The organism is Paraburkholderia tropica (assembly GCF_900109265.1).
GTDB lineage: Bacteria > Pseudomonadota > Gammaproteobacteria > Burkholderiales > Burkholderiaceae > Paraburkholderia > Paraburkholderia tropica.
In genome coordinates this window covers 42,968-64,749 of record NZ_FNZM01000014.1, presented here as the reverse complement: position 1 = coordinate 64,749, position 21,782 = coordinate 42,968, and the positions used below count along the sequence as shown (strand labels likewise).

The window sequence follows — 21,782 nt, the reverse complement described above, 5'->3', positions numbered from 1 at the left end:
ATCAGATCGGCGCGCGCGTCCATGACGCCGGATGGCGGATGACGAATGGCGTCAGCCCGTGCCCATGCGCGTTTCGTCGACGAAGCGCTCGGTGGCGTCGTCGATCTTGCGGCCCTTGCGGCCGATCGGACCGTGAATATAGACGGTTTTCATATCGATGGCCGGCGCGCCGTGCATGGCAGGCGGCGGCGACATGGCGTATTTCACCTCGCGTTCGTGATCGGCGAGTTGCAGGCGCGGATCGAACACCGAGTTGAACTTCCATAGCATGCGCACAAAATTGGTCTGACCGCGCACGAGCAGATGCGCCGCCTGGCCCGCCGCGCCGCGCAATGCGCTCCAGCCCAGATGTTTGCGATTGAGCACCTGCTGCGTGCGCACGAGTTCCGCGTAGAACTCGGCCAACGGCAGGCGCGTCGGCACCACGGCGTGCTGAATGTCGTAGAGGCGATAGTCGAGGCTCGTGAGCGGCCGCGATTCCTGCTGCCAGTTTTCGGTGCCCGGATACGGCGTATTCACGCTGATATTCACGATCTCCGGAATCTCCAGGCACCACTGCCGAATGGTTTCGAAGCGGTCGTGATCCCAATCGGGATCGGCGATCAGATTGATGGCCACGGTGATGCCCAGCGAGCGCGCGAATTCCAGCGCCTCGAAATTGCGGTCGAGACTGATGCGTTTGCGAAACGCCTTGAGCCCCGCTTCGTCGATCGCTTCGAGGCCCAGAAACATGTATTTGAGCCCGAGCGATTCCCACGCGCGAAACACGTCCTTGTTGCGCAGCAGCACGTCGCCGCGCGTCTCGAGGTAGTAACGCTTCTTGATGCCGCGTTGGCGGATTGCATCGGCGATCGCCATGCCGTGTTCGGCGTGCACGAAGGCCACGTCGTCGACGATGAAAACGCCCGGTTCGCGCAGCGCAGCGAGTTCTTCCACCACCACTTCGGGGCTGCGCGTGCGATAGCTGCGCCCGTAAAAGGTCCACGCGCTGCAGAACGTGCAGTCCCACGGACAACCACGCGCGAACTCGATGGACGCGCATGGATCGAGTGTGCCGATGAAGTATTTGCGCCGATGCCGCAACAGATCGCGCGCGGGACGCACAGGATCGAGATGCTCGACGAAGCGCGGCGGCGGCCCGGAGCCGTCGCGCGTGACGACGCCCGCCACGCTCAGCAGGTCGCCGCCCTGCGCCACCACGGCGAGCAGATCGTTGATCGACGCTTCGCCCTCGCCGCGCAGAATACAGTCGATCGCGCCCTCGGCGTGGCGCAGTAGATCGTGCGCCGTAAACGACACGCTGTGGCCGCCCACGAACACGAAGCACGACGGCAGCACGGCCTTCACGGCTTTCGCGAGATCGACGATTTCGGGAATGTTCGCCAGGTAGTTGCCCGAAAAGCACAGCGCTTCGGGCCGCCAGTTGCGCACGCGGCGCATGAGGTCGCGATGGGTTTCCACCTGGAGGTCGAGCAGTTGCACCTCGTGGCCCGCATCGCGCGCCGTGCCCGCGACCGATTCGAGACCCAGCGGTTCGAGCCGCAGGAACACGCGCGTGTACATCAACCCACTCGGGTGGACGGCAAGCAATCTCATGAAGCCTCCTTGCACGACGCGCGTCACGCGCCTGCCTGTTGCTCGATGCTGGATGCCTGGCACTGCCACGTGCGAGTCTACGCGCGTTCGCGCGAGCGCGCTTTCAGGCGCGCCGCTTCCTTATCGGCCCTTTATCGTTGCTTCGTGGTTGCTTCCTTATCACCGCATCGCGCATTCAAAAACTGCCGAACAGCGAGCCCAGCGCGATCACCACGGCCAGCGCGATCAGTGCGCCGACGATGCTCACCACCACCAGATCGCGATAGCTGTCGCGATGCGTGGAACCGCATACGGCCAGCAGCGTCACCACCGCGCCGTTGTGCGGCAGGCTGTCGAGCGTGCCCGATGACATCACGGCCACGCGATGCATCAGCGCCGGATCGATATGATGCTGCGCGGCAAGCTGCATATACGTGCTGCCGAGCGCATCGAGCGCGATCGTCAGGCCGCCCGAAGCCGAGCCGGTCAGCCCGGCGAGCAGGTTCGTCGCGACCGCGAGCGAAACGAGCGGACCGCCGCCGATGCCGAGCACCCAGTCGCGCACGGCCTCGAACGCGGGCAGCGCGGCGATCACCGCGCCGTAGCCGACGAGGCTGCCGACGCTCAGCACCGGCAGCACCGACGCGTTCGCGCCCGCATCGACGCTCTCGCGCAGCGCGCCCAGCCGCTGACGGTTCAGCGCCACCAGCACGAGGATGCCGAGCGCGAGCGCCACGCACACGCCCCACACGCCCGCGACGGCGGACAGCGACGTCGCGCCCCAGCGCGGCTCGGCGAGATAGCTCGCGTCGATGCGCGGAAACACCAGCATGTTCATCACGAAGTTCATCGCGACCACCACCACGAGCGGCGCGAGCGCGACCCACGCGGGCGGCGCGCCGGCGTGCAGCGACGCCTCCGCGCCCGCGTCGATTTCGGCGGGATCGAAGGTTTGCGCCACGCTCGCGCGTTCGCGCACGAGCGGGCTTTTGCCGCGCGAGGCGTCGTCTGCGCCGCCGTCGTGCGGCTCGACGAAGCCTTCGCCGTTGCGCTTCGCCGCGGCGGCCGCGCGCCCGAGCCACCAGAGCCCGAAGCCCGCCATCACGCAGGTCGCGACGATGCCAAGCCCCGGCGCCGCGAACGGCGTCGTGCCGAAGAACGGCATCGGAATCGCATTTTGCAGCGCGGGCGTGCCGGGCAGCGCGGACATCGTGAACGTGGCCGTGCCGAGCATGATCGTCGCGGGCATCAGACGGCGCGGAATATTCGCGGAGCGGAACAACGCCTGCGCCATCGGCGCGAGCACGAAGAACGCCACGAAGAGGCTCACGCCGCCGTAAGTCACGAGCGCGCCGCCGAGCACCACGGCCACCAGCGCGTGACGCGTGCCGAGCTTGTCGATCATGAATTGCGCGACGGCGTCGACCGAACCGCTGTCCTCCATCAGCTTGCCGAACAGCGAGCCGAGCAGAAACAGCGGAAAGAACTGCGCGAGAAAACGGCCCGTGCTCAGCATGAAAGTCTGCGTCCAGTGCGCGAGCACGGGCTGGCCCGAGATCAGCGCCGCGAGCATCGCGCAGAGCGGCGCGAGCAGCAGCACGCTCCAGCCGCGATACGCGAGCCAGATCAGCAGCGCGAGACTCGCGAGCATGCCGACGAGGCCAAGCGCCAGCGCGCCGGCGGTCATGGCAGTTCTCCGTGGAAGAGTTCGTCGAGTGTGAAGGTCGAGTCCACGCCCAGTTGCGCGCCGTGGCTGGCGAGGAACGCGTCGGCGGTGCGCCGCCCTTCGTCGCGCAACATCGTCATGAAAGCCCATTCCGCATTGAGTTTCGATGACGAGCCGAGCGACACGAGCGTGTCGCTGTGCACGCGATGCAGCCGCATGCTGGCCCAACGTCGCCCTTCCTCGCTGCCCGCGTCGGCGACCTTGTGCAGCAGCGCCATCATGCGCAGCTCCTTGACGAGCGGCGCGTTGAATGCGATCTCGTTGAGCCGGTTGATGATTTCGCGCGCCGAACGCGGCGTGCCCGCGCGCTCCACCGGATTGACCTGCACGAGGATCGTGTCGATCGAATCGGTTTCGCGGATCAGCGGCGTGATCGACGGATTGCCCGCATAACCGCCGTCCCAGTACGCCTCGCCGTCGATTTCGACGGCCTGGAACAGCGTGGGCAGGCAAGCCGAGGCGAGCAGCGCGTCGGGCGTGAGATCGGCGTTGCGGAACACCCGCGCCTGCCCGTTGCTCACGCGCGTCGCGGTCGTGAACAGCTTGATGCGCGAGGTTCGCAGCGCGTCGAAATCGATGGTGTCCGCGAGGATCGTGCGCAGCGGATTGACGCTCGCGGGATTGAGGTCGTAGGGCGAAGCCACGCGCGCCATCATGTCGAGCGCGACGAAGATCGGCGAGTGATCGAGCGTCCAGCGACCCAGCAGCATGTCGACGAAACCGCGCCGGAACGGACTGAAACGCGCGGCGTCAGCGACGCGTCGCCAGAAGGATTCGAGCGCCTTGCGCGCGCCGGGCGCGCCGTCGTGCGCGAAGCCGCTCGCGAGCACGGCGGCGTTCATCGCGCCCGCCGAGGTGCCGGAAATGCCTTCGATCCGCAGCCACGGCTCTTCGAGCAGGCGGTCGAGCACGCCCCAGGTGTAGGCGCCGTGCGAGCCGCCGCCCTGCAAGGCGAGGTCGACGAGCAGCGGTTCGGCGTGGGATGTCGTGTCACGTTCGGCGGCCATGGGGGCTCCTTGATCTGCGACCCTTGGCGAGGTTACAGGAAAAGCGCGGAGCGCTTCGCGCGGATGCCGCACTGCGCCAATTTCTGGCTTGGGATGGGCTTTTGGGGAGATTGGCGGGGATTTTGGGTACGCTGGAGGTGCGTCCGAGGTGCGCTTTGTCATGCATCAGGACGTGCGTCCCGAATGCCTTTGGTAGACTGATTTTTTCGCCTTTGTCGAGCATGGCCGCGCCGGTCGCCGCTTCGTTTTTCGCCCCTTCGTTTTCGCCAATCGTGCCCCGTTCCGCCACACTGTCCCGGCTTCCCCGTCTGCTTGCCGACATCCGCGCCTGCGGCGTGTGCGGCGATGCGTTGCCGCTCGGCCCGCGCCCGGTGTTGCAGGCCAGCACGACCGCGCGTCTGCTGATCGTCGGTCAAGCGCCGGGCGCGAAGGTCCACGCCTCCGGCATTCCGTGGGACGACGCAAGCGGCGAGCGTCTGCGCGCGTGGCTCGGCATCGGCAAGGATGTGTTCTACGACGACGCGCGCGTCGCCATCGTGCCGATGGGTTTCTGCTATCCGGGCCGCGGCGCGAGCGGCGATAACCCGCCGCGCCCCGAGTGCGCCGCGCTTTGGCACGAACGCCTGCTCGCCCTGCTGCCGCAGGTGCGGCTTACGCTGCTGGTCGGACAGTACGCGCAGCGCTATATGCTCGGCGCGCGCCGCAAGGCGTCGCTGACCGAAACGGTCGAAGCGTGGCGCGAGTACGGGCCGGATTGCGTGCCGCTGCCGCATCCGTCGCCGCGCAATCAGGCGTGGTTCAAGCACCATCCGTGGTTCGGGCACGACGTGCTGCCCGCGTTGCGCGCGCGCGTCGCGGCGCTGATGGATGCGGCGGACGGGGCCTCGGCTGCGGCATCGCTAATCGCATCGCCCACATCCGCGCACCGAGGCGCGCGTATCGCCACGGCTCACCAGGAGACGCACACGATGACTCAAGGGACCATTGAGATCCAGCGGGTGTACGAACCGCTGCCCGACGACGGACGCGCCTGCTTTCTCGTCGACCGCCTGTGGCCGCGCGGCATCCGCAAGGAGACGCTCGCCGGCGTGACCTGGGCGAAGGATGTCGCGCCGAGCACGGCGCTGCGCCAGTGGTTTCACGCGAGCGGCACCGACGCCGCGCACTGGGACGAATTCCGCCGCCGCTATCTCGCCGAACTCGACGCCAACCGCGAGGGCTGGCAACCGCTTGCCGACGCCAGCGCGCAGCATCCCATCGTGCTGCTCTACGGCGCGCACGATACGGAGCACAATCACGCCGCCGTGCTGCGCGACTTTCTCGCGAAACATCGCCACCGGAAATAACAACGCCCGGCGCATGGGCCGGGCGTTGCACTGTCCAAAGTGTCCGTGAAGTGTCCAGACTGTCCCTGGCGGACACTTCAGTACACCTCAAAACACTTCGGTACGGATCAGAACAGATACATCCCCGCGATGAACACTACGCCCGAGAACAGCAGCGTGGTCACGCAGTAACCCATGATGTCGCGCACGCCGAGGCCCGCGATCGCCAGTGCGGGCAACGCCCAGAACGGCTGCGCCATATTGGTCCACGCCTCGCCGTAAGCGATCGCCATCGCCGACTTGCCGAGGTCCGCGCCCAGCGCCTGGGCCGCCGGCATCACGAACGGTCCCTGCACGACCCAGTGGCCGCCGCCCGACGGCACCGCGAAATTGATGACCGCCGAACTCAGGAACGCGAGCAGCGGGAACGTGTGCACATTGGCGATATCGACGAACCATTTCGTGATCACGCCCGCGAGACCCGAATGGTCCATCAGCGCCTGAATGCCCGCGTAGAACGGGAACTGGATCATGATGCCCGACGCGCCCTTCGCCGCGCCGGCCACCGCACGCGCATAGGCCATCGGCGTCTTGTGCAGCACGAGGCCCGCGGCGAGGAACACCAGATTCACGGTGTCGATGTCGAGCGCGAAACCCTTTTCGTGGAAACGCACGCCCAGAAACACCGCGCACAGCGCCGCCACCAGCAGCGAGAGCGCGCGGCTTTCCTCGATGCGTTCGGCGAAGGTCGCGTCCGGCCCGAGCTTGCGCTCGACCGAGGGCGGATCTTCGAGCAGCGCGGGATCGACCGAGACGACGTCTTCAGGCTTCGGCATCATCAGGCGCACGAGAATCGGCAGCAGGACGATCAGCGCGATCGTGATGAAGGCGTTGTAGCCCGTGAAAATGGTCTGCGAAACCGGGATCAGGCCGATGGTCTTTTCCATCGGATTGCCCTTGGTGGCCGCGACCAGCGGCACCGAGCCCGAGAGGCCGCCGTGCCACGTGAGAAAACCCATGTACGCAGCGGCGACCAGCAGCCGGTAGTCGGTGCCGCGCACGCGACGCGCCACTTCGCGCGAGAACATCGCGCCGAGCACGAGGCCGAAGCCCCAGTTGATCGCGCACGCAACCGCGCCCACGAAGGCCACCAGCATCACACCCTGGCCCGGCGTGCGCGCGCAGCCGGCGAGCGCGACCAGCAGGCGCTTGACCGGCGCCGAGCTGGCGAGCGCGTGGCCGGTCACGAGGATCAGCACCATCTGCATCGAGAATGCGAGCAGATTCCAGAAGCCCGAGCCCCACATCATCACAAGTTGGGCGGGCGGCTGCGGCGTCAGCGAGAACGCCAGCACGAAGGTCACGACCGTCAGCAGGATCGCGAAAATGAGCGGGTCCGGCAAGAATCGATGGACTACGCCGGTAAAGAAATTGGCAATGCGTTGAATCACCTGGTCTGCTCCTCGTCTTTCTGATTTGATCCGGCTGCCGCTTCTGCTGCGACTTGGGGCGCCTGCGTCCTGCGGCGTGCCGAGCCGCGATTCTTGCACAAGCCGCGCGAGCGCGTGCGGCTCGCCCGCGCGCCGTCGTGTCCCGAAATGCGGCGTATGCGTCCTGATGGCGTCGAAATAACCCGTAACATGCGCAACCGCGCCCTAAATCGCTTATCTGCTACCGTTGAGGTTGTGTCCCAATAATTTCACCGGGCAGTGCCAACCACCAAGGAGCCGCGATGCGCAAACAGCTCATCGGTGCGATGCTCGCCGGACTCGCCACGCTCGTCGCGGCGCCCGCGCCGGCGCTCGCGCAGTCCCAGGCGTTCACGAGCATGACCGTCAATCTGTACGCCGGTCCCGCCGGCGATTTCCCCGTCGTGGCGCAAGTGCCGGGCGGCGTTTCGATTGCGGTGATGGGTTGCGTCTCCGGCTTCAGCTGGTGCGACGTCAGCCTGCCCGGCCTGCGCGGCTGGGTCTATGGCGGGTATATCTCGTATCCGTGGCAAGGTGCGCGCGTGCCGGTGATGAACTACGGCCCGACCATCGGCCTGCCGATCATCACGTTCTCGCTCGGCGCGTATTGGGGCAGCTATTACCGTGACCGGCCGTGGTACGGCAACCGGGCACGCTGGAGCCGTCATCCGGGTCCGCGTCCGGGACCGCCGCCCGCGATCCGGCCGCCCTCGCATGGACGTCCGCCGGGTGGTCCCGGCAACCGGCCCGGTTCGGGTCAGGGACATCGTCCGCCCAATAACAGCGGCGCGCGGCCGCCGGGTCATAACAACGCCCGCCCGCCAGGCAACAACAATGCACGGCCGCCAGGCAACAACAACGCGCGGCCGCCAGGCAACCAAGCAGGCGGCAGGCCGCAAGGACAAGGCGGTGGTGGCGGAAGGCCGCCCGGCGGTGGGGGCGGCGGACGTGGTGGCGGTGGCGGTGGCGGAAATCGCCCGTCCGGAGGTGGCGGCGGCGGTGGACGCCCCGGCAATTGATCGCGGCCGGGCGCGCCGCACCTGCCAGGCAGGCGCGCCCGACCTGTCTTTAAGCTTGCTCAGAAGCGATAGCCGATGCCGCCCAGGATCACGTCGGTATCGCGGCTATAGCGCGTGACGACGCGATTCCACGTCACGCGCGCCGCCCAATGCTGGGTGAACCGATACGACGCCGAAACCGAGACGAGCCCCGACAGAATGCCGTCGCCGGTATCGCGCTGATCGCTGTCGTCGCCGTGGTGAATCGCGGCGTAAAGGCCCGCGCCGAAACCCAGCGTGAGATGGTCGTCGAGAAACGCGCGCGTGAGCCACAGTTGTGCGGTTGCGCCGTCGCGACGCGCCGACAGGCCATTCCCCTCGTGCAGATACCCGATCGAACCGTCGAGCCAATGCGTGATGCCGCGCCGGTATTCGATCGATTCGGCCGCGGACGTTTGCGACTCCAGGCTGTTGAGGATGGTCTCGCCCGCCATCAACGTGATTTCGTTGTTCGTTACGTCGTGCGTGCGCGGCAGCGCGAAGTCGCGCGGCCCCGGCGTGTCCGGCGCGTCCAGTTGATAGCCGACGCCGAGCATGAGCGCCGTGGTGGACGGCCCGCGCGCGACGCCCACGCGGTTCAGTTGCAGATTCGCCGTCCAGCGGTTGCTGGCGTACCACGTCAAACGCGCGCTATACACCGCGCCCCAGCCGTGCGTGTTCGAATAGCCGAGCCCCTGCTTCGCGGCTTCGGTATCGAAATAACGATACGGGCCGACGCCCAGCGAAAACACGAAGCGCCGGTTGTCGAACGGCAGACGCGCCCACGCCTGAATGCTCTGCCCGTCGCGATGATGCCCGGGAATATGGCCTTCGTTGAGCCATGAAACGCTGCCGGCGAAATACTTGCCGAAGCCTTCCATATAATTCATTTGCCACGAATACGAATGGTCGGATCCGCTCACGAGCGGACCGGCGAACAGCGTGAACTCCTGGGCGACAGCACACCTGGACGACAGGAACAATACCGCGGCGCCAACCGCGAAACTCCAGGCTTGCTTCATTACGTAGACGACCCTGTGTGAGTGCCGGACGACGCCGGTTGCGCGTCGTCTTGCGATGCGATCGCATCATTTTCCCGGCGAACGGCGCGTACTGCGTGTGCGCAACCACACAAAACACGACATACATCACATCGCCGCGTATTCCGCGCATTGCCATTTCCGCCAATTACTTCGGATAACGAATTATTACGGAGAAAAAAATGCCGCACCTCGGTGCGGCAAGCTCCGCCGAAGCGGAATCGGTACTCGATCAGTGCACGTTGTGGCAAACGCGCACCGGGTGGTGATGCTGAACTTCGGTGTGGCACACGGTGTGATGATGCGGAGCGGCGACGGCGGCCAGCGGCGCGGCCATGGCAGCGCACAGCATCAGGGCGGACAGACGGGCGAACGGCTTGGCGATGATTTTCATGCGTGGACTCTCGATGGACGGCAACAAAAGGCAGCACTGTAACGCAAAGCGCATCACATTTAGTTACACGCTTGTAACGAGCGTAGCGCCCGATATCCGCCTCTTGACAACAACCGCATCGCCAATGTTCACCGTCACGCCGTGCCGCCCTCTTCATTCCAGCGGTCGTCGCGTTGGTCGTGATCGTCGTGATTGTCATGACCGTCGTGTGTCAGCCGCCGCAGCACTTCCTGGCCCAGACTCGTGAGACGCGGTGCGTAACCGCGTTCGCCGGCGTCCATTTCAACAAGCTGGTAGCGCGCCAGCGCGAGAAAATCGGAATCGAGCGTGTGCAGCGGCGTGTTCGCGTCGCGGATCAGCAGCAGCGCGGCCAGTTCGTGGTGACTGAGCATCGAATCTCTCCTGTCCAGAACTCACAGTGCTGACCAGCATAGCGGCCTAAACGTACAGTTTCGCTACAAGCGTGTTTCGTCGCATTACGGCCCGAAGATCGTTGCTAATGACGTAAAAATGCGGCGCGCGGTTCGCAATAATCGCGAACCGCGCGCCGCCTGTCTTACGTCACCAGTCGCCCTGGCTGTTGACCAGGCTTTAGTGGATCTCGAGACGCCTGCTCGCGCCCGCCGCCTTCTTCGGCAACACCAGCGTCAACACGCCGTCGTTATAGCTCGCGCTTGCCTGCGCTTCGTCGACGTCGGCGGCCAGCGTGAACGAGCGGCTCACGCTGCCCGAATAACGCTCGCGCCGTAGCACGCGCTCGCCTTCTTTCAATTCGGCATCGCGCTCGACCTTGGCCGCGATCGCCACCAGATTGCCGTCGATTTTCACGTCGATGTCCTGCTTGGCGACGCCCGGCATTTCCGCCTTGACCGTATAAGCCGCATCGTTTTCCGTCACGTCGATGCGAATACTCGCCGCTTGACCTTCGGACGCACCCGCACTCCGCATCGGACGGAACAAACCCTGGAACAGATCGGGCACACCATCGAACGAAAACGGATCGTGACGCGAGATATGGCTCATGACTGGCTCCTTGAAGATCACTTGAAGAATGATTTGGCTGTCCGCACTTGCGTGGCGTGATTTTTCACGCACATCAATTGAACGGACTCCTTAGCAATACGCGAGGATGACCAAGCCCGGCTTGGCCTCTGTTCCCCTGCGATCGCGCCTACCGCTCGAAGATATAGACGCCTGGCGCGTTTACAAGACCCTCTTCAAGCCCGCGTGCAGAAATTTTTTCGCTCGACTGCGCGTGCAGCCATTGTGCGAAGCGCGGCCACCATGAACCCTCGACCGGCGGCGTCTCGTCGAAGAAGGATTGCGGCGGCTGCCACGGCGCGCCCGCCTCGCGATTCCCACAGCGATAGTGACGCCGCGGATGCCCCGGTTCCGAAACGATGCCCGCGTTATGCCCGCCCGAAGTCAGCACGAACGTCGCCGGATTGCGCGTCATATGCAGCAACTGATAAACCGACCGCCACGGAGAAACATGATCGCGCTCGGTGCCCACCATGAACATCGGCTGCGCGATATCGGCGAGCGACACGGCATGGCCGTTCACGCGGTAACGCCCTTGCGCCAGATCGTTGTGCAGATAGAGACGGCGCAGGTACTCGCTGTGCATGCGGTACGGCATGCGCGTGGTATCGGCGTTCCACGACATCAGGTCGTTGGGTTTCGAGCGCTGGCCGAGCAGATACTCGTTGACCGCACGCGACCAGACGAGATCGCGCGAATTGAGCAACTGGAACGTCGCGGCCATCTGCTCGCCTTCGAGACAACCCTGGCGCGCCATCAGCGCATCGAGCGCCGCTAGCTCGCTCTCGCCGATAAAGAAACGCAGTTCCCCCGGCGCGCGGAAATCGGTTTGCGCGGCGAGCAGCGATACCGTGCGCAGCGCGTCCGCTTGCATCGGCGCGCTGCCGTTCACCGCTTGCGGCTCTCGACCGAGCGCCGCCGCGGCGATCGCGAGCAGCGTGCCGCCGAGACAATAGCCGACCGCATGCGCGGGGGCGTCGCCGCAACGCGCGCGGGCGGCCGCGAGGGCTTCGAATACCGCGTTCAGATAGTCGTCGAGATGCCAGTCGCGCTCGGCCGGCGACGGGTTGTGCCACGAGAGCATGAACACCGTGAAGCCCTGATCGACGAGAAAACGCACCAGCGAATTGTGCGGTTGCAGGTCGAGCACGTAGTACTTCATGATCCACGACGGCACGATGAACACGGGCTCGCGCGCGACGTCTGGCGTCGTGGGCGCGTATTGCAGCAGCTCGCAGAGCGCGTTGCGCCAGACGACCTTGCCGGGCGTCACGGCCACGTCGCGGCCCGGTACGAACGCAAGCGGCTCGGGCGGCCCGCCTGCCGCGCGGCGCGCCTGCGCGGCGCAGTCTTCGAGCCAGTGCCGGTAGCCCGCGACGAAATTCGCGCCGCCGCTCGCACGCGCCGCATCGAGCACCACGGGATTGGTCGCCGCGAAATTGCCCGGCGACGCTGCGTCGAGCCAGAGCCGCACCATGAAGCGCACGAGATCGGCGCGATGGGGATCGACGCCGGCGACGGTCTCGGTCGCTTCGCGCCACCACGACTGCGTGCGCAGATAACCGTCGCGCCACGCGCTGTACGGCCAGGCCGACCACGCGGGCGCGGCGAATCGCGCATCGGCGGACGCGCCCGGCGGCGGGTCTTGCGTCGAGGAAGCCGCGCCGGGCCACGCCGCGCCCCACGCGGCCAGCGCGTCGGACCACGCACGCGTAGTCAGCGCGAAGCAGGTGGCGGGGGCGCTCGCCAGATGCGTGCTCCAGTCGAGCCACGCCAGCGACGCCGACACGGGCGACAACCCGCTCGCCTGCAACGTCAGCGCGGCGCGCGCGGCCTGATCGAGCGGATCGCGCCAATCCGGCGCAAGCGGCGGCGGCGGCGCGTCCACGCCCTTCGCGCGCGGCGCCGTCGCACCGGCGGTCTCGCGCCCTGTGCCGCCCTCGGCGCCGCTGAGCGGCGGACGCGGTTGAGCGAGCGCGCTGCGCGTCCTCGTCGGCTTCATTGCATGTGCATCCCGCCGTTGATGGCGATATCGGCGCCCGTGATGAACGCCGCGTCGTCGGAACAGAGGAATGCGACCAGCGCTGCCACTTCCTCGGGCCGCCCGAGACGGCCGACCGGAATCTGCGGCAGGATGCGCGTCTTCATCACATCTTCCGGCACGGCCGCGACCATCTGCGTGGCGAGATAACCGGGCGACACCGTGTTCACCGTCACGCCCTTCTTCGCCACTTCGAGCGCGAGCGATTTCGTGAAGCCGTGCAGCCCCGCCTTCGCGGCCGCGTAGTTGGTCTGCCCGAACGCGCCGCGCGAACCGTTCACGGAACCCACGTTGACGATGCGCCCGTAGCCGCGTTCGAGCATGCCCGGCAGATAGGGTTTCGTAACGTTGAAGAGCGCGTCGAGATCGGTGCGCAGCACGCAGTCCCAGTCGGCTTTCGTCATCTTCACGAAACTGCGGTCGCAGGTGATGCCCGCGTTGTTCACGAGCACGTCGATGCGGCCCAGGTCCGCGAGCACGCGCTCCGCCGTGCGCGCGCAGTCGTCGTGATCGGCGACGTCCATCGTGTAGTGTTCGAACGCGCGGCCCGCCGCGCGCTCCGCGTCGAGCCACGCGGCCACGTGGTCGTTGCCCTTCGAGCACGACACGGCGACCTTGAAGCCCGCCGCGGCGAGGCTGCGGCTGATCGCGGCACCCAGCCCGCCCATGCCGCCGGTGACGAAAGCGATGCGCTCAGCGTCCATGCTGGCCTCCGTCGGCGCCGGCTTCCTGCTTTTTCGACGTGCGCGCGCCGTCCGCGGCCGGACTGGCCGTGGCAGCGTTCGCCGCCTGCGCCATCGTGTTCGCGACGCCTGCCGCCTGCGCCGCCGCGCCGGTCATCGCGCGCTCGAACGCCGCCATCCACTCGCGCATCGGCAAGGCCGCGCCGTTTTTCGGCACCGCCGCGCCGCGCTGCAAGACTTCGAGCGAAGTCTGCCAGTGCTGCGCCATGTCGCGCGCGGCGTCGCTCCATGCGCCCGCGTTCTGCATCGACGTGGTCACGCCCTCCTGCCAGAGCGCCGCGCTCGCACTCAGATAGTCGCGCCAGACCGTTTGCGCCGCCGCCGAGAAATCGCTCCAGTCCTGTGCGCCATGCAGCGACTCGAGCGTGCCATCGAGCGCATGTCGGTCGCGTTCGAGGCGGCGCTGCCAGAGCTTGAGCATCTGCTCGCGCCATTGCTGTTGATGCACGAGCAGTTGCAGCGCGGCGGACGCATTGGTGCGCCACGCATCGAACGAGGGATGGGAAGCCTGGGTCATGATCGAGGTCCTCACAAGAGTGCGGCGAGTGCGGAAAGTGCGTGATCCGGCTGAACGCCGGGCGGAATGTGAGCGACGTCGCGCATTGCGCTGCACAAGCGCAATCGCGACGAGCGCGGTCCCGTCCACTCGCGGCGGCGTGCTGCCGACCGCTGCATCGCAACAAACCGCCGTGAGCGGCGCCGCGAAGCAATCGTTCGGACTACGGCCTATTTCGGAGCCGACGGGATCGAACCCACATCATAGGCACGAAGCCCCGCGTCCGCGCGCCACATGACGTCGACACGACTGATCGACGTCATATTTTGGGATGTCAACTACGTCAAAACGCATCACCAGTCAGGCGCGAGCGTCATTTTTGCGACAGATCGTCGCGCACGGTCCGCACCGATCGGCGGCTTTTCCGGCTCACGCCGCGTGCGGGTCCTCGTTGCGCACGAGCATGACGGGACGATCCGCCGTGCGCAGAAAACTCTCGGCGACGCTGCCTAGCAGGATCCGCTTCACGCCCGACAGCCCGCGCGTGCCCATGACGACGAGATCGGCGTCCTCCTCCGCCGCGATGCGGTAGATCACCGCCGCGACCTCCTCGCCGTTCGAATCGGCCGCACGCGTGCTGCCGTTCACGCCGGCGTCGGCGAGCGCGGTTTTCGCTTCGTCGAGCGCCTCGGTCGCGACATCGGCTTCGGCGGCATGGCGCGTCTGTTCTTCCGCAAAACCCGTGCTGATATCGACGAGACGCGCCGGATGCTGCACCACATACAACGCGGTGATCGCGCCGCCCGTCGCCTGCGCGATCTTGATCGCCTCGTCCAGCGCACGGCGGCCGCTGCGGCTGCCGTCGACCGCCACCAGAATCTGCTTGTACATCGTGACCTCCCGGGCTTCGCCCATGATCCGCGGCGAACGGCTCATCCCGTTCGCGCAACCGAAAATCTGTCCGCCGACCGGCCTGCTCGCTGCTCTGGCGCTTTTGCGCGCTCGGCCCGCACTGTCCACATGGGGACGATTGCGCGCCGCTCAACGCATCGTCAAGACCGCCGCGCCCGTTAGCCGCCCCTCGCGCAGATCGGCGAGCGCCTCGTTCGCGCGCGCGAGCGGGTACGTCGTGGTCTCGATGTCGAGCGTGTGACGCGCGGCGATCGCGATGAAGGCCGTGCCGTCGTCGCGCGTGAGGTTCGCGACCGAAACGATGCGCCGTTCCTCCCAGAGCCATGCGTACGGAAACGACGGAATGTCGCTCATGTGAATGCCGCCGCAGACGACCGTGCCGCCCTTCGTCACCGCGCGCAGTGCGGCGGGCACGAGCGCGCCGACCGGCGCGAACAGCAAGGCGGCGTCGAGCGGCGCGGGCGGCGTTTCGTCGCTGCCGCCGGCCCACGCCGCGCCGAGCCGCCGCGCGAAGTCCTGCGCGGCCGTGTCGCCGGGGCGCGTGAACGCGTAGACCGTGCGGCCCTGATAACGCGCAAGCTGGGCGACGATATGCGCCGCCGCGCCGAATCCGTAGATGCCGATGCAGTCGGCATCGCCGGCCAGCACGAGCGTGCGATAGCCGATGAGCCCCGCGCAAAGCAGCGGCGCCGCCGCGACGCTGCTGTACTGGCGCGGCAAATGGAAGCAGTAGTGCGCGTCGGCGACCGTGCGTTCGGCGTAGCCGCCGTCGATCGTGTAGCCGGTGAAACCGGGCGCGTCGCAGAGATTTTCGCGGCCGCGCAGACAGAAACGGCAGTGGCCGCAGGTGTGGCCGAGCCACGGCACGCCCACGCGGTCGCCGGGCGCGAAGCCCGTCACGCCCTCGCCGAGCGCCGCCACCGTGCCGACGATTTCATGGCCCGGAACCACGGGCCGCTTCGGGTGCGTCAGGTCGCCGTCGACCACATGGAGATCGGTGCGGCACACGCCGCAGGCTTCCACGTCGATCAGCAATTCTCCCGCGCGCGGTGTCGGATCGGGCAGATCCACTTCGCGCAATCGCGGACTCGTGCCGTCGAACAACATCGCTCGCATCGTCGTCCTCCTGGCCTTGCGCCTTGCAGGGTGCCGTGTGTGGCGGGATCGCGTCGGGAGAGCCGTGCGCCGCACTTCGCGAACGGGGACGCATCGATCATGTTACGCGCTCGGCACGCGCGCCGCGATGAGCGCGTCCGCCGCAGTGCGCTCCGGATGCACGCCGGATGCACGCCGCACGCACAGTCAATGCACTCCGAACGCACACTCAGCGAAAGCGCTTCCATCGAACGTGGCACCATAGCGCGAGCCGCGACGCCACGCCCAAGCCTGGCACTCGACCGCCGGCCGACCGCCCGCGCGGCGCTGTGCCTGTGTCGCGGCATCCGCAAACCAGTCTTCTCGCGCGCGAGCACCCTCGCGCGCCGATCCGTCCCATGCCGCGCCACCGCGCGCCACAGGAGCACGCATGAGCCCCATCACGCCCATCACGCCGTCTTCCCGCCCGACGCTTTCCGACGATCAGTTGCAGCTTATGGACGCCTGGTGGCGCGCGGCGAACTATCTCTCGGTCGGCCAGATTTATCTGCTCGCCAATCCGCTGCTGCGCGAACCGCTGCAACTCACGCACGTGAAGCCGCGCCTGCTCGGCCACTGGGGCACCACGCCCGGCCTGAATTTTCTCTACACGCATCTGAACCGCGTCATCAACGAGCGCGATCTCGATCTGCTCTTTCTCGCGGGGCCGGGACACGGCGGCCCGGCCGTGGTCGCCAACACCTGGCTCGAAGGCACTTATAGCGAGACCTGGCCGAACGTGCCGCAGGACGAAGAAGGCATGGGCGTGCTGTTCAAGCAGTTCAGCTTTCCGGGCGGCATTCCGAGTCACGTTGCGCCGCAGACGCCCGGCTCGATCCACGAAGGCGGCGAACTCGGTTACGCGCTGTCGCATGCGTACGGCGCGGTGTTCGACAATCCCGACCTGATCGTCGCCTGCGTGATCGGCGACGGCGAGGCCGAGACCGGTCCGCTCGCCACCGCCTGGCACTCGAACAAGTTCCTCAATCCGGTGACGGACGGCGCGGTGCTGCCCATCCTGCATCTGAACGGCTTCAAGATCGCGGGGCCGACCGTGCTCGCGCGCATCGGCGACGAAGAACTCGCTTCGCTGATGCGCGGCTACGGCTACGAGCCCGTGTTCGTCGAAACCGAGGATCCGGTCGAGGGACATCGCTTGATGGCTGCTGCGTTCGACACCGTGTTCGACGAGATCGCGCGCATTCAGCAAGCCGCGCGGGCGCAGGCCGAAACCGATCCCCAGGCGGCGATCGAACGGCCGCGCTGGCCGATGATCGTGCTACGGACCCCCAAGGGCTGGACCGGCCCGAAGACTGTCGACGGACTCAAGACCGAAGGTTCGTGGCGCGCGCATCAGGTGCCGCTCGCGAACATCGCCAAGCCAGGTCATCTGGCGCTGCTCGAAAGCTGGATGCGCAGCTATCGGCCCGAGGAACTGTTCGACGAGCACGGCCACCTCGCGCCCGAGATTGCCGCGCTCTCGCCGCGCGGCGAACGGCGCATGAGCGCGAATCCGCGTTCGAACGGCGGCGGACGCGTGCGCGAACTGCGCGTGCCCGCGTTCGAGCGCCACGCCGTGGAGGTGCCCTCGCCGGGCCAGGTCGACGCCGAAGCCACGCGCGTGATGGGCGCGTTCCTGCGCGAAGTGATGCGCGTGAATTTGCCGACGCGCAACTTCCGCATCTTCGGCCCCGACGAAACCGCTTCGAACCGCTGGTCCGACGTCTTCGACGTGACGTCGCGCACATGGCTCGCCGACACCACGCCCGACGACGTGCAGCTCGCGCAGGACGGACGCGTGATGGAAATCCTCTCCGAGCACACCTGCCAGGGCTGGCTCGAAGGCTATCTGCTGACGGGCCGGCACGGCTTCATGTCGTGCTACGAGGCGTTTATTCACATCATCGATTCGATGTTCAACCAGCACGCGAAGTGGCTGAAGGTCATCCGCGAGATTCCGTGGCGGCGGCCGCTGCCCTCGCTCAATTACCTGCTCACGTCGCATGTGTGGCGTCAGGACCATAACGGCTTCAGCCATCAGGACCCGGGTTTCATCGACTACGCGGTGAACAAGAAGGCGGACACGGTGCGCGTCTATTTGCCGCCCGACGCCAACACGCTGCTCGCCGTGACCGATCACGTGCTGCGCACCTGGAACCGCATCAACATTATCGTGGCGGGCAAGCAGCCGCAGGCGCAGTGGCTCGATATGGATGCGGCGATCCGCCATTGCGCGGACGGCATCGGCATCTGGCAATGGGCGAGCAACGACGAAGGCGGCGAGCCCGACGTGGTGATGGCCTGCGCGGGCGACGTGCCGACGCTGGAGACGCTCGCGGCCGTCGATCTGCTGCGCGGCTGGCTGCCCGATCTGAAAATACGCGTCGTGAACGTGGTGGATCTGATGACGCTCGAACCGGCCGACCGCCATCCGCACGGTCTGTCGGACGCCGATTTCAACGCGCTGTTCACCGTGAGCCGGCCCGTGATCTTCGCGCATCACAGCTATCCGTCGCTGATTCACCGCCTCACCTACCGGCGCGTGAATCACGCGAATATTCACGTGCACGGCTTTATCGAGGAAGGCACGACGACCACGCCGTTCGACATGACGGTGGTGAACCGGCTCGACCGTTTCCACCTTTGCGAAGCAGTGATCGACCGCGTGGAAGGCCTCGCGCAGCGCGCAGCGCACCTGCGGCAGACGCTGCACGACAAGCTTGCGGAGCACCGCCGCTACGTGGACGAATACGGCGACGACATGCCCGAGATCAAGAACTGGCGCTGGTCGCGCTCGCGCACGCCGCAGCCGGGCGGCGCGACCTGAAACCCGACCTGAGGCTCAAACGCGCGCGATTCAGCGGGTTTTGACGCCGCCGAACACGCGCGCAAACGCGGTGCAGAACTGGTCGAGCTTGTCCGAGGCGAGGCAGTCGATGCCCGCCGCGCCGACCCGGCCGTTGCCGCCGGGGAACGCGCGGCACAGTTCGTCGGCGCCACGCGGACGCTCGATCGGCGCGCGCACGCTCGCGGCATAGTTGCCGTCGGCGTTCACGCTGAGCACCGCGTGCGCGCACGACGGCTCCTCGAGCGCGAGCACGTTTGCGAACACGCCGCGCACGCGCCGCGCCCACGGTTCGTCGGGCAGCACGCAGACGCTGCCGTACTGGAACGCGACCAGCGGCGTGATCTCCTGGGCCAGTTCGAGGTCGTCGCGACGGCAGGCCGACAGACGCTGCATCAGCGGCGCCGAGGCGATGAACTCGAACGGATCGGCGTAAGGCTTGATCGCCTCGTAAAGCGCGGCGGGCGCGATGAAGAGATCGTCGACGCTGTCGCCATAAGCGTTGTAATTGAGCGATTCGCCGAGTTCGCGGAGCTGCTCCGTCTGCGCCTCCGTGAGGCCGGACTCGCGCGCGAGCGCCTGCGCCGTGGCGGGCAGATTGTCGCCGAACGCCGCCGCGATCGCCCACGGACGATAGCGGCCGCCCAGATGACGGTCGACCAGCACGCTCGTGCAGACCTGCGCGGTGGTGTCGATATGGGCGATCAGATTCACGTTGGCCGGCAGGTCGCCGGCGTGATGGTGGTCGAAGTACTCGACGTGCACGCCCTTGTGCAGCAAGGCGTTGACCGCTTCGCGGTTGGTGTCGAACGAGATGTCGAGCACCGTGAGCGAGTCGCCCTCGTGCGCTTCCACTCGCTTGACGAGTGCGATGTCGCGCTTCACCCCGGTGACCAGCGTGGCCTCGCGCGGCCGGGCGAGTCGAAGCTGATGCAGCGCGCAAATGCCGTCCGCGTCGCCGTTGAATACATCGAAATGCGCCATGTGCCGAATAATCCGTTGCGTTGAGCCCCACAGTATCGCGCACTGGCGGCCAATCCCGCAAAGGTCGCCCAAGCCTGACGCCCGCGCGGGCTGATTCGCTCAGTCGCGCGGATGCCGATCCGGTGCGGTCATCGGAACGCGACACAGGCGCGCACGCGAGGCGGCGCCGCGCGGCCGGCGTACGGGCGGCACCCGTCGCGGGGTATGCTCGAATGCCCGAATGCCGGATAGCGCTCGACCACGCGCTACGCAACCCTTCCCTGCCACCGACCGGATCCACCCGCCATCGATGCCCGAAGCCCGCCGCCCCAGCCCTCGCGCCCCGCTCCACGTCCAGAACCGCCTGCGCGCCGCGCGCCGCCACGGCCACGCGCTCGACAAAGCGCTGCGACGCGCGCACACCTATGCGCATCCGGCGGGCAGCATCGTGCGCATCGAAACGCATATTTCCGTGGTCTATCTGGCGGGGCGCTACGCGTACAAGCTCATGAAGCCGGTGAACTTCGGTTTCGTCGATTTCACGACGCTCGACGCGCGGCGGCGCTGCTGCGAGGCCGAAATCCGCCTCAACCGGCCCTTCGCGGGACCGATTTATCGCGACGTTCAGGCAGTCGTGCCGCTGGCGCGCGGTGTCGCACTGAAGCGCGCGGCGCGTCGAGGGACGCGCGACGGCGTGATCGATTACGCCGTGCGCATGCGGCGCTTCGACCAGCACGCGCTGTTTTCGCAGCGGCTCGCGGCCGGCGTGCTCGGGTCGGCCGATATCGATGCCGCCGCGCACGCGCTTGCCGTCTGTCATCGCGCGGCGCGGCGTGCGGCTCCGGTTCGCGGTGGACGCGGCACGCCTTATGGATCGGCGGCGCTGCTCGGCCAGCAGGTGTTCGACGCGCTCGCGCCGCTCGAACGCGACGTGCGCAGCGCGGCTTTCGTGCGCGACGCCGGGTTGCGCACGTGGTGCGAAGCCAGCCTCGCCCGCGTCGCCCCGCGGCTCGACGCGCGCCGCGCCGGCGGATTCGTGCGCGCCTGCCACGGCGACCTGCATCTCGACAATATCGTGCGGCAAGGGCGTCGCGCGCTGCTGTTCGATTGCATCGAGTTCAGCGAGGCGCTGCGCTGGATCGACATCGCCAGCGACCTGGCTTTTCTCGTCATGGACCTGCGCGCGCATGGCCGCGACGATCTCGCGAATCGCCTGCTCACGCGCTATCTCGATGCGACCGGCGACTTCGGCGGCCTTGCCGCGCTGCGGCTCTACGTCGTCTATCGCGCGCTGGTGCGGGCGCTCGTGGCGCATCTGAAGACGCCGCCCGCCGACGATGCGGCACACGCCACGTCTGCCCCATCAGCCCAACCCGGGCAGCGCTATCTCCAGCTCGCGGCGCGCGAAGCGAGCGATCGACGCCCGCCCTGGCTGCTGCTTTGCCACGGGTTGTCGGGGTCGGGAAAATCGGTCGCGAGCCGCGAGTTCGCGGCGCTGAGCGGCGCGATCCGCATTTCAAGCGATATTGAGCGCAAACGCGCCCATGTGCTGGACGCCCCCACGCTGGGCGCGCTGCCGCCGCAAGCCTATACGCGTGAAGCCATCGATGCGCACTACGCGCGGCTGATCGCGCTGGCCGCGGAGGTGCTCGACGCAGGCTATACGGTGTTGATCGACGCGACCTTCCTGCAGTCGGCCAATCGCAAGCGCTTCGCGGAGCTGGCGCGGCGCATGAACGTGCCGATGCTGATTCTCGATTTTCACGCCGACGCGGCGCGGCTGAAGGAACGCGTGAAAGCGCGCGCCGCCGGGCCGCGCGATCCGTCCGATGCGGGTGAAGCGGTGCTCACCGCGCAGATGGCCAGTGCCGAAGCGCTCGACGCAGAGGAACGGCGCATGACGGTGCAACTCGATACGGACGTGCCGATCGAAGCGTTCAGCGACACGGCGTGGTGGGCGCCGCTGTGGGCGCGCGTGAACGCGGCAGCGGACTCATCGTCCGCCTGAGACAGGCGACGGCCAGTGGACGACGG

At 67.1% G+C, this 21,782-nt stretch carries 18 protein-coding genes and 1 pseudogene; 5 read left to right on the top strand and 14 right to left on the bottom strand.

The features are described 5' to 3' along the window. Positions 1–51: 51 nt before the first annotated feature. The 3 genes from hpnR to BMY06_RS23535 all read right to left on the bottom strand — a co-directional run bounded on the left by hpnR (position 52) and on the right by BMY06_RS23535 (position 4,308). Positions 52–1,596: a hopanoid C-3 methylase HpnR gene (gene hpnR, locus BMY06_RS23545; protein ID WP_065057557.1), complete on the bottom strand. Its 1,545-nt coding sequence runs from the start codon at positions 1,594–1,596 to the stop codon at positions 52–54. A gap of 175 nt (positions 1,597–1,771) precedes the next feature. Continuing rightward, positions 1,772–3,262, bottom strand: coding sequence for a GntP family permease (locus tag BMY06_RS23540; RefSeq protein ID WP_074985637.1), 1,491 nt, complete (start codon positions 3,260–3,262; stop codon positions 1,772–1,774). After that, entirely contained in the window at positions 3,259–4,308 is a 1,050-nt protein-coding gene (locus tag BMY06_RS23535; RefSeq protein ID WP_065057546.1) for a patatin-like phospholipase family protein, read from the bottom strand. Before BMY06_RS23535 ends, BMY06_RS23540 begins: the two co-directional genes overlap by 4 nt. 299 nt (positions 4,309–4,607) lie before the next feature. On the opposite strand from BMY06_RS23535, the pseudogene BMY06_RS40225 reads away from it, so the two are divergent. Together BMY06_RS40225 and BMY06_RS40220 are read left to right on the top strand one after the other, a co-directional pair. Continuing rightward, positions 4,608–5,174, top strand: a pseudogene (locus BMY06_RS40225) (uracil-DNA glycosylase family protein); the annotation flags it as partial. Continuing rightward, positions 5,172–5,654, top strand: coding sequence for a DUF488 domain-containing protein (locus tag BMY06_RS40220; protein WP_313903850.1), 483 nt, complete (start codon positions 5,172–5,174; stop codon positions 5,652–5,654). The pseudogene BMY06_RS40225 and the gene BMY06_RS40220, both read left to right, overlap by 3 nt. A gap of 107 nt (positions 5,655–5,761) precedes the next feature. Here BMY06_RS40220 and BMY06_RS23520 read toward each other — a convergent pair whose 3' ends face one another. Beyond that, positions 5,762–7,084 (bottom strand): TIGR00366 family protein, encoded by a 1,323-nt coding sequence (locus BMY06_RS23520; protein ID WP_074985636.1) that lies wholly within the window; start codon positions 7,082–7,084, stop codon positions 5,762–5,764. 281 nt (positions 7,085–7,365) lie between these two features. Between BMY06_RS23520 and BMY06_RS39695 the strand changes: the two genes are divergently transcribed. After that, positions 7,366–8,121, top strand: a complete 756-nt coding sequence (locus tag BMY06_RS39695) for an SH3 domain-containing protein (RefSeq protein ID WP_074985634.1) — start codon at positions 7,366–7,368, stop codon at positions 8,119–8,121. A gap of 59 nt (positions 8,122–8,180) precedes the next feature. On the opposite strand, the gene BMY06_RS23510 is transcribed toward BMY06_RS39695, so the two are convergent. The 9 genes from BMY06_RS23510 to BMY06_RS23475 all read right to left on the bottom strand — a co-directional run bounded on the left by BMY06_RS23510 (position 8,181) and on the right by BMY06_RS23475 (position 15,922). Continuing rightward, a complete protein-coding gene (locus tag BMY06_RS23510; RefSeq protein WP_074985633.1) occupies positions 8,181–9,161 on the bottom strand; it encodes a hypothetical protein in 981 nt (326 codons plus the stop codon). A gap of 250 nt (positions 9,162–9,411) precedes the next feature. Next, entirely contained in the window at positions 9,412–9,573 is a 162-nt protein-coding gene (locus BMY06_RS39690) for a hypothetical protein (protein WP_167371420.1), read from the bottom strand. A gap of 134 nt (positions 9,574–9,707) precedes the next feature. Beyond that, positions 9,708–9,965, bottom strand: coding sequence for a hypothetical protein (locus BMY06_RS23505; protein ID WP_065057541.1), 258 nt, complete (start codon positions 9,963–9,965; stop codon positions 9,708–9,710). A gap of 199 nt (positions 9,966–10,164) precedes the next feature. Continuing rightward, a complete protein-coding gene (locus tag BMY06_RS23500) occupies positions 10,165–10,596 on the bottom strand; it encodes an Hsp20/alpha crystallin family protein (RefSeq protein WP_065057540.1) in 432 nt (143 codons plus the stop codon). Positions 10,597–10,744: 148 nt separating this feature from the next. Next, a complete protein-coding gene (locus BMY06_RS23495) occupies positions 10,745–12,616 on the bottom strand; it encodes a PHA/PHB synthase family protein (RefSeq protein WP_074985631.1) in 1,872 nt (623 codons plus the stop codon). Next, positions 12,613–13,359, bottom strand: coding sequence for an acetoacetyl-CoA reductase (phbB, locus tag BMY06_RS23490; RefSeq protein ID WP_074985630.1), 747 nt, complete (start codon positions 13,357–13,359; stop codon positions 12,613–12,615). The genes BMY06_RS23495 and phbB overlap by 4 nt, the downstream gene beginning before the upstream one ends. Then, complete coding sequence (locus tag BMY06_RS23485) at positions 13,349–13,915, bottom strand: hypothetical protein (protein ID WP_074985628.1); 567 nt, start codon at positions 13,913–13,915, stop codon at positions 13,349–13,351. The genes phbB and BMY06_RS23485 overlap by 11 nt, the downstream gene beginning before the upstream one ends. 408 nt (positions 13,916–14,323) lie before the next feature. After that, on the bottom strand, positions 14,324–14,785 hold the full coding sequence (locus BMY06_RS23480) for a universal stress protein (RefSeq protein ID WP_074985781.1): 462 nt from the start codon (positions 14,783–14,785) through the stop codon (positions 14,324–14,326). A 150-nt stretch (positions 14,786–14,935) separates the two neighbouring features. Continuing rightward, a complete protein-coding gene (locus BMY06_RS23475; RefSeq protein WP_074985627.1) occupies positions 14,936–15,922 on the bottom strand; it encodes a zinc-dependent alcohol dehydrogenase family protein in 987 nt (328 codons plus the stop codon). 409 nt (positions 15,923–16,331) lie between these two features. Between BMY06_RS23475 and BMY06_RS23470 the strand changes: the two genes are divergently transcribed. Next, on the top strand, positions 16,332–18,767 hold the full coding sequence (locus tag BMY06_RS23470; RefSeq protein WP_074985625.1) for a phosphoketolase family protein: 2,436 nt from the start codon (positions 16,332–16,334) through the stop codon (positions 18,765–18,767). A gap of 30 nt (positions 18,768–18,797) precedes the next feature. Here the strand turns inward: BMY06_RS23470 and BMY06_RS23465 are convergent, their stop codons facing one another. Further along, positions 18,798–19,769, bottom strand: a complete 972-nt coding sequence (locus tag BMY06_RS23465) for an acetyltransferase (protein ID WP_065057535.1) — start codon at positions 19,767–19,769, stop codon at positions 18,798–18,800. A 289-nt stretch (positions 19,770–20,058) separates the two neighbouring features. On the opposite strand from BMY06_RS23465, the gene BMY06_RS23460 reads away from it, so the two are divergent. After that, a complete protein-coding gene (locus BMY06_RS23460) occupies positions 20,059–21,756 on the top strand; it encodes a bifunctional aminoglycoside phosphotransferase/ATP-binding protein (protein ID WP_074985624.1) in 1,698 nt (565 codons plus the stop codon). The last annotated feature ends 26 nt before the right edge of the window (positions 21,757–21,782 follow it).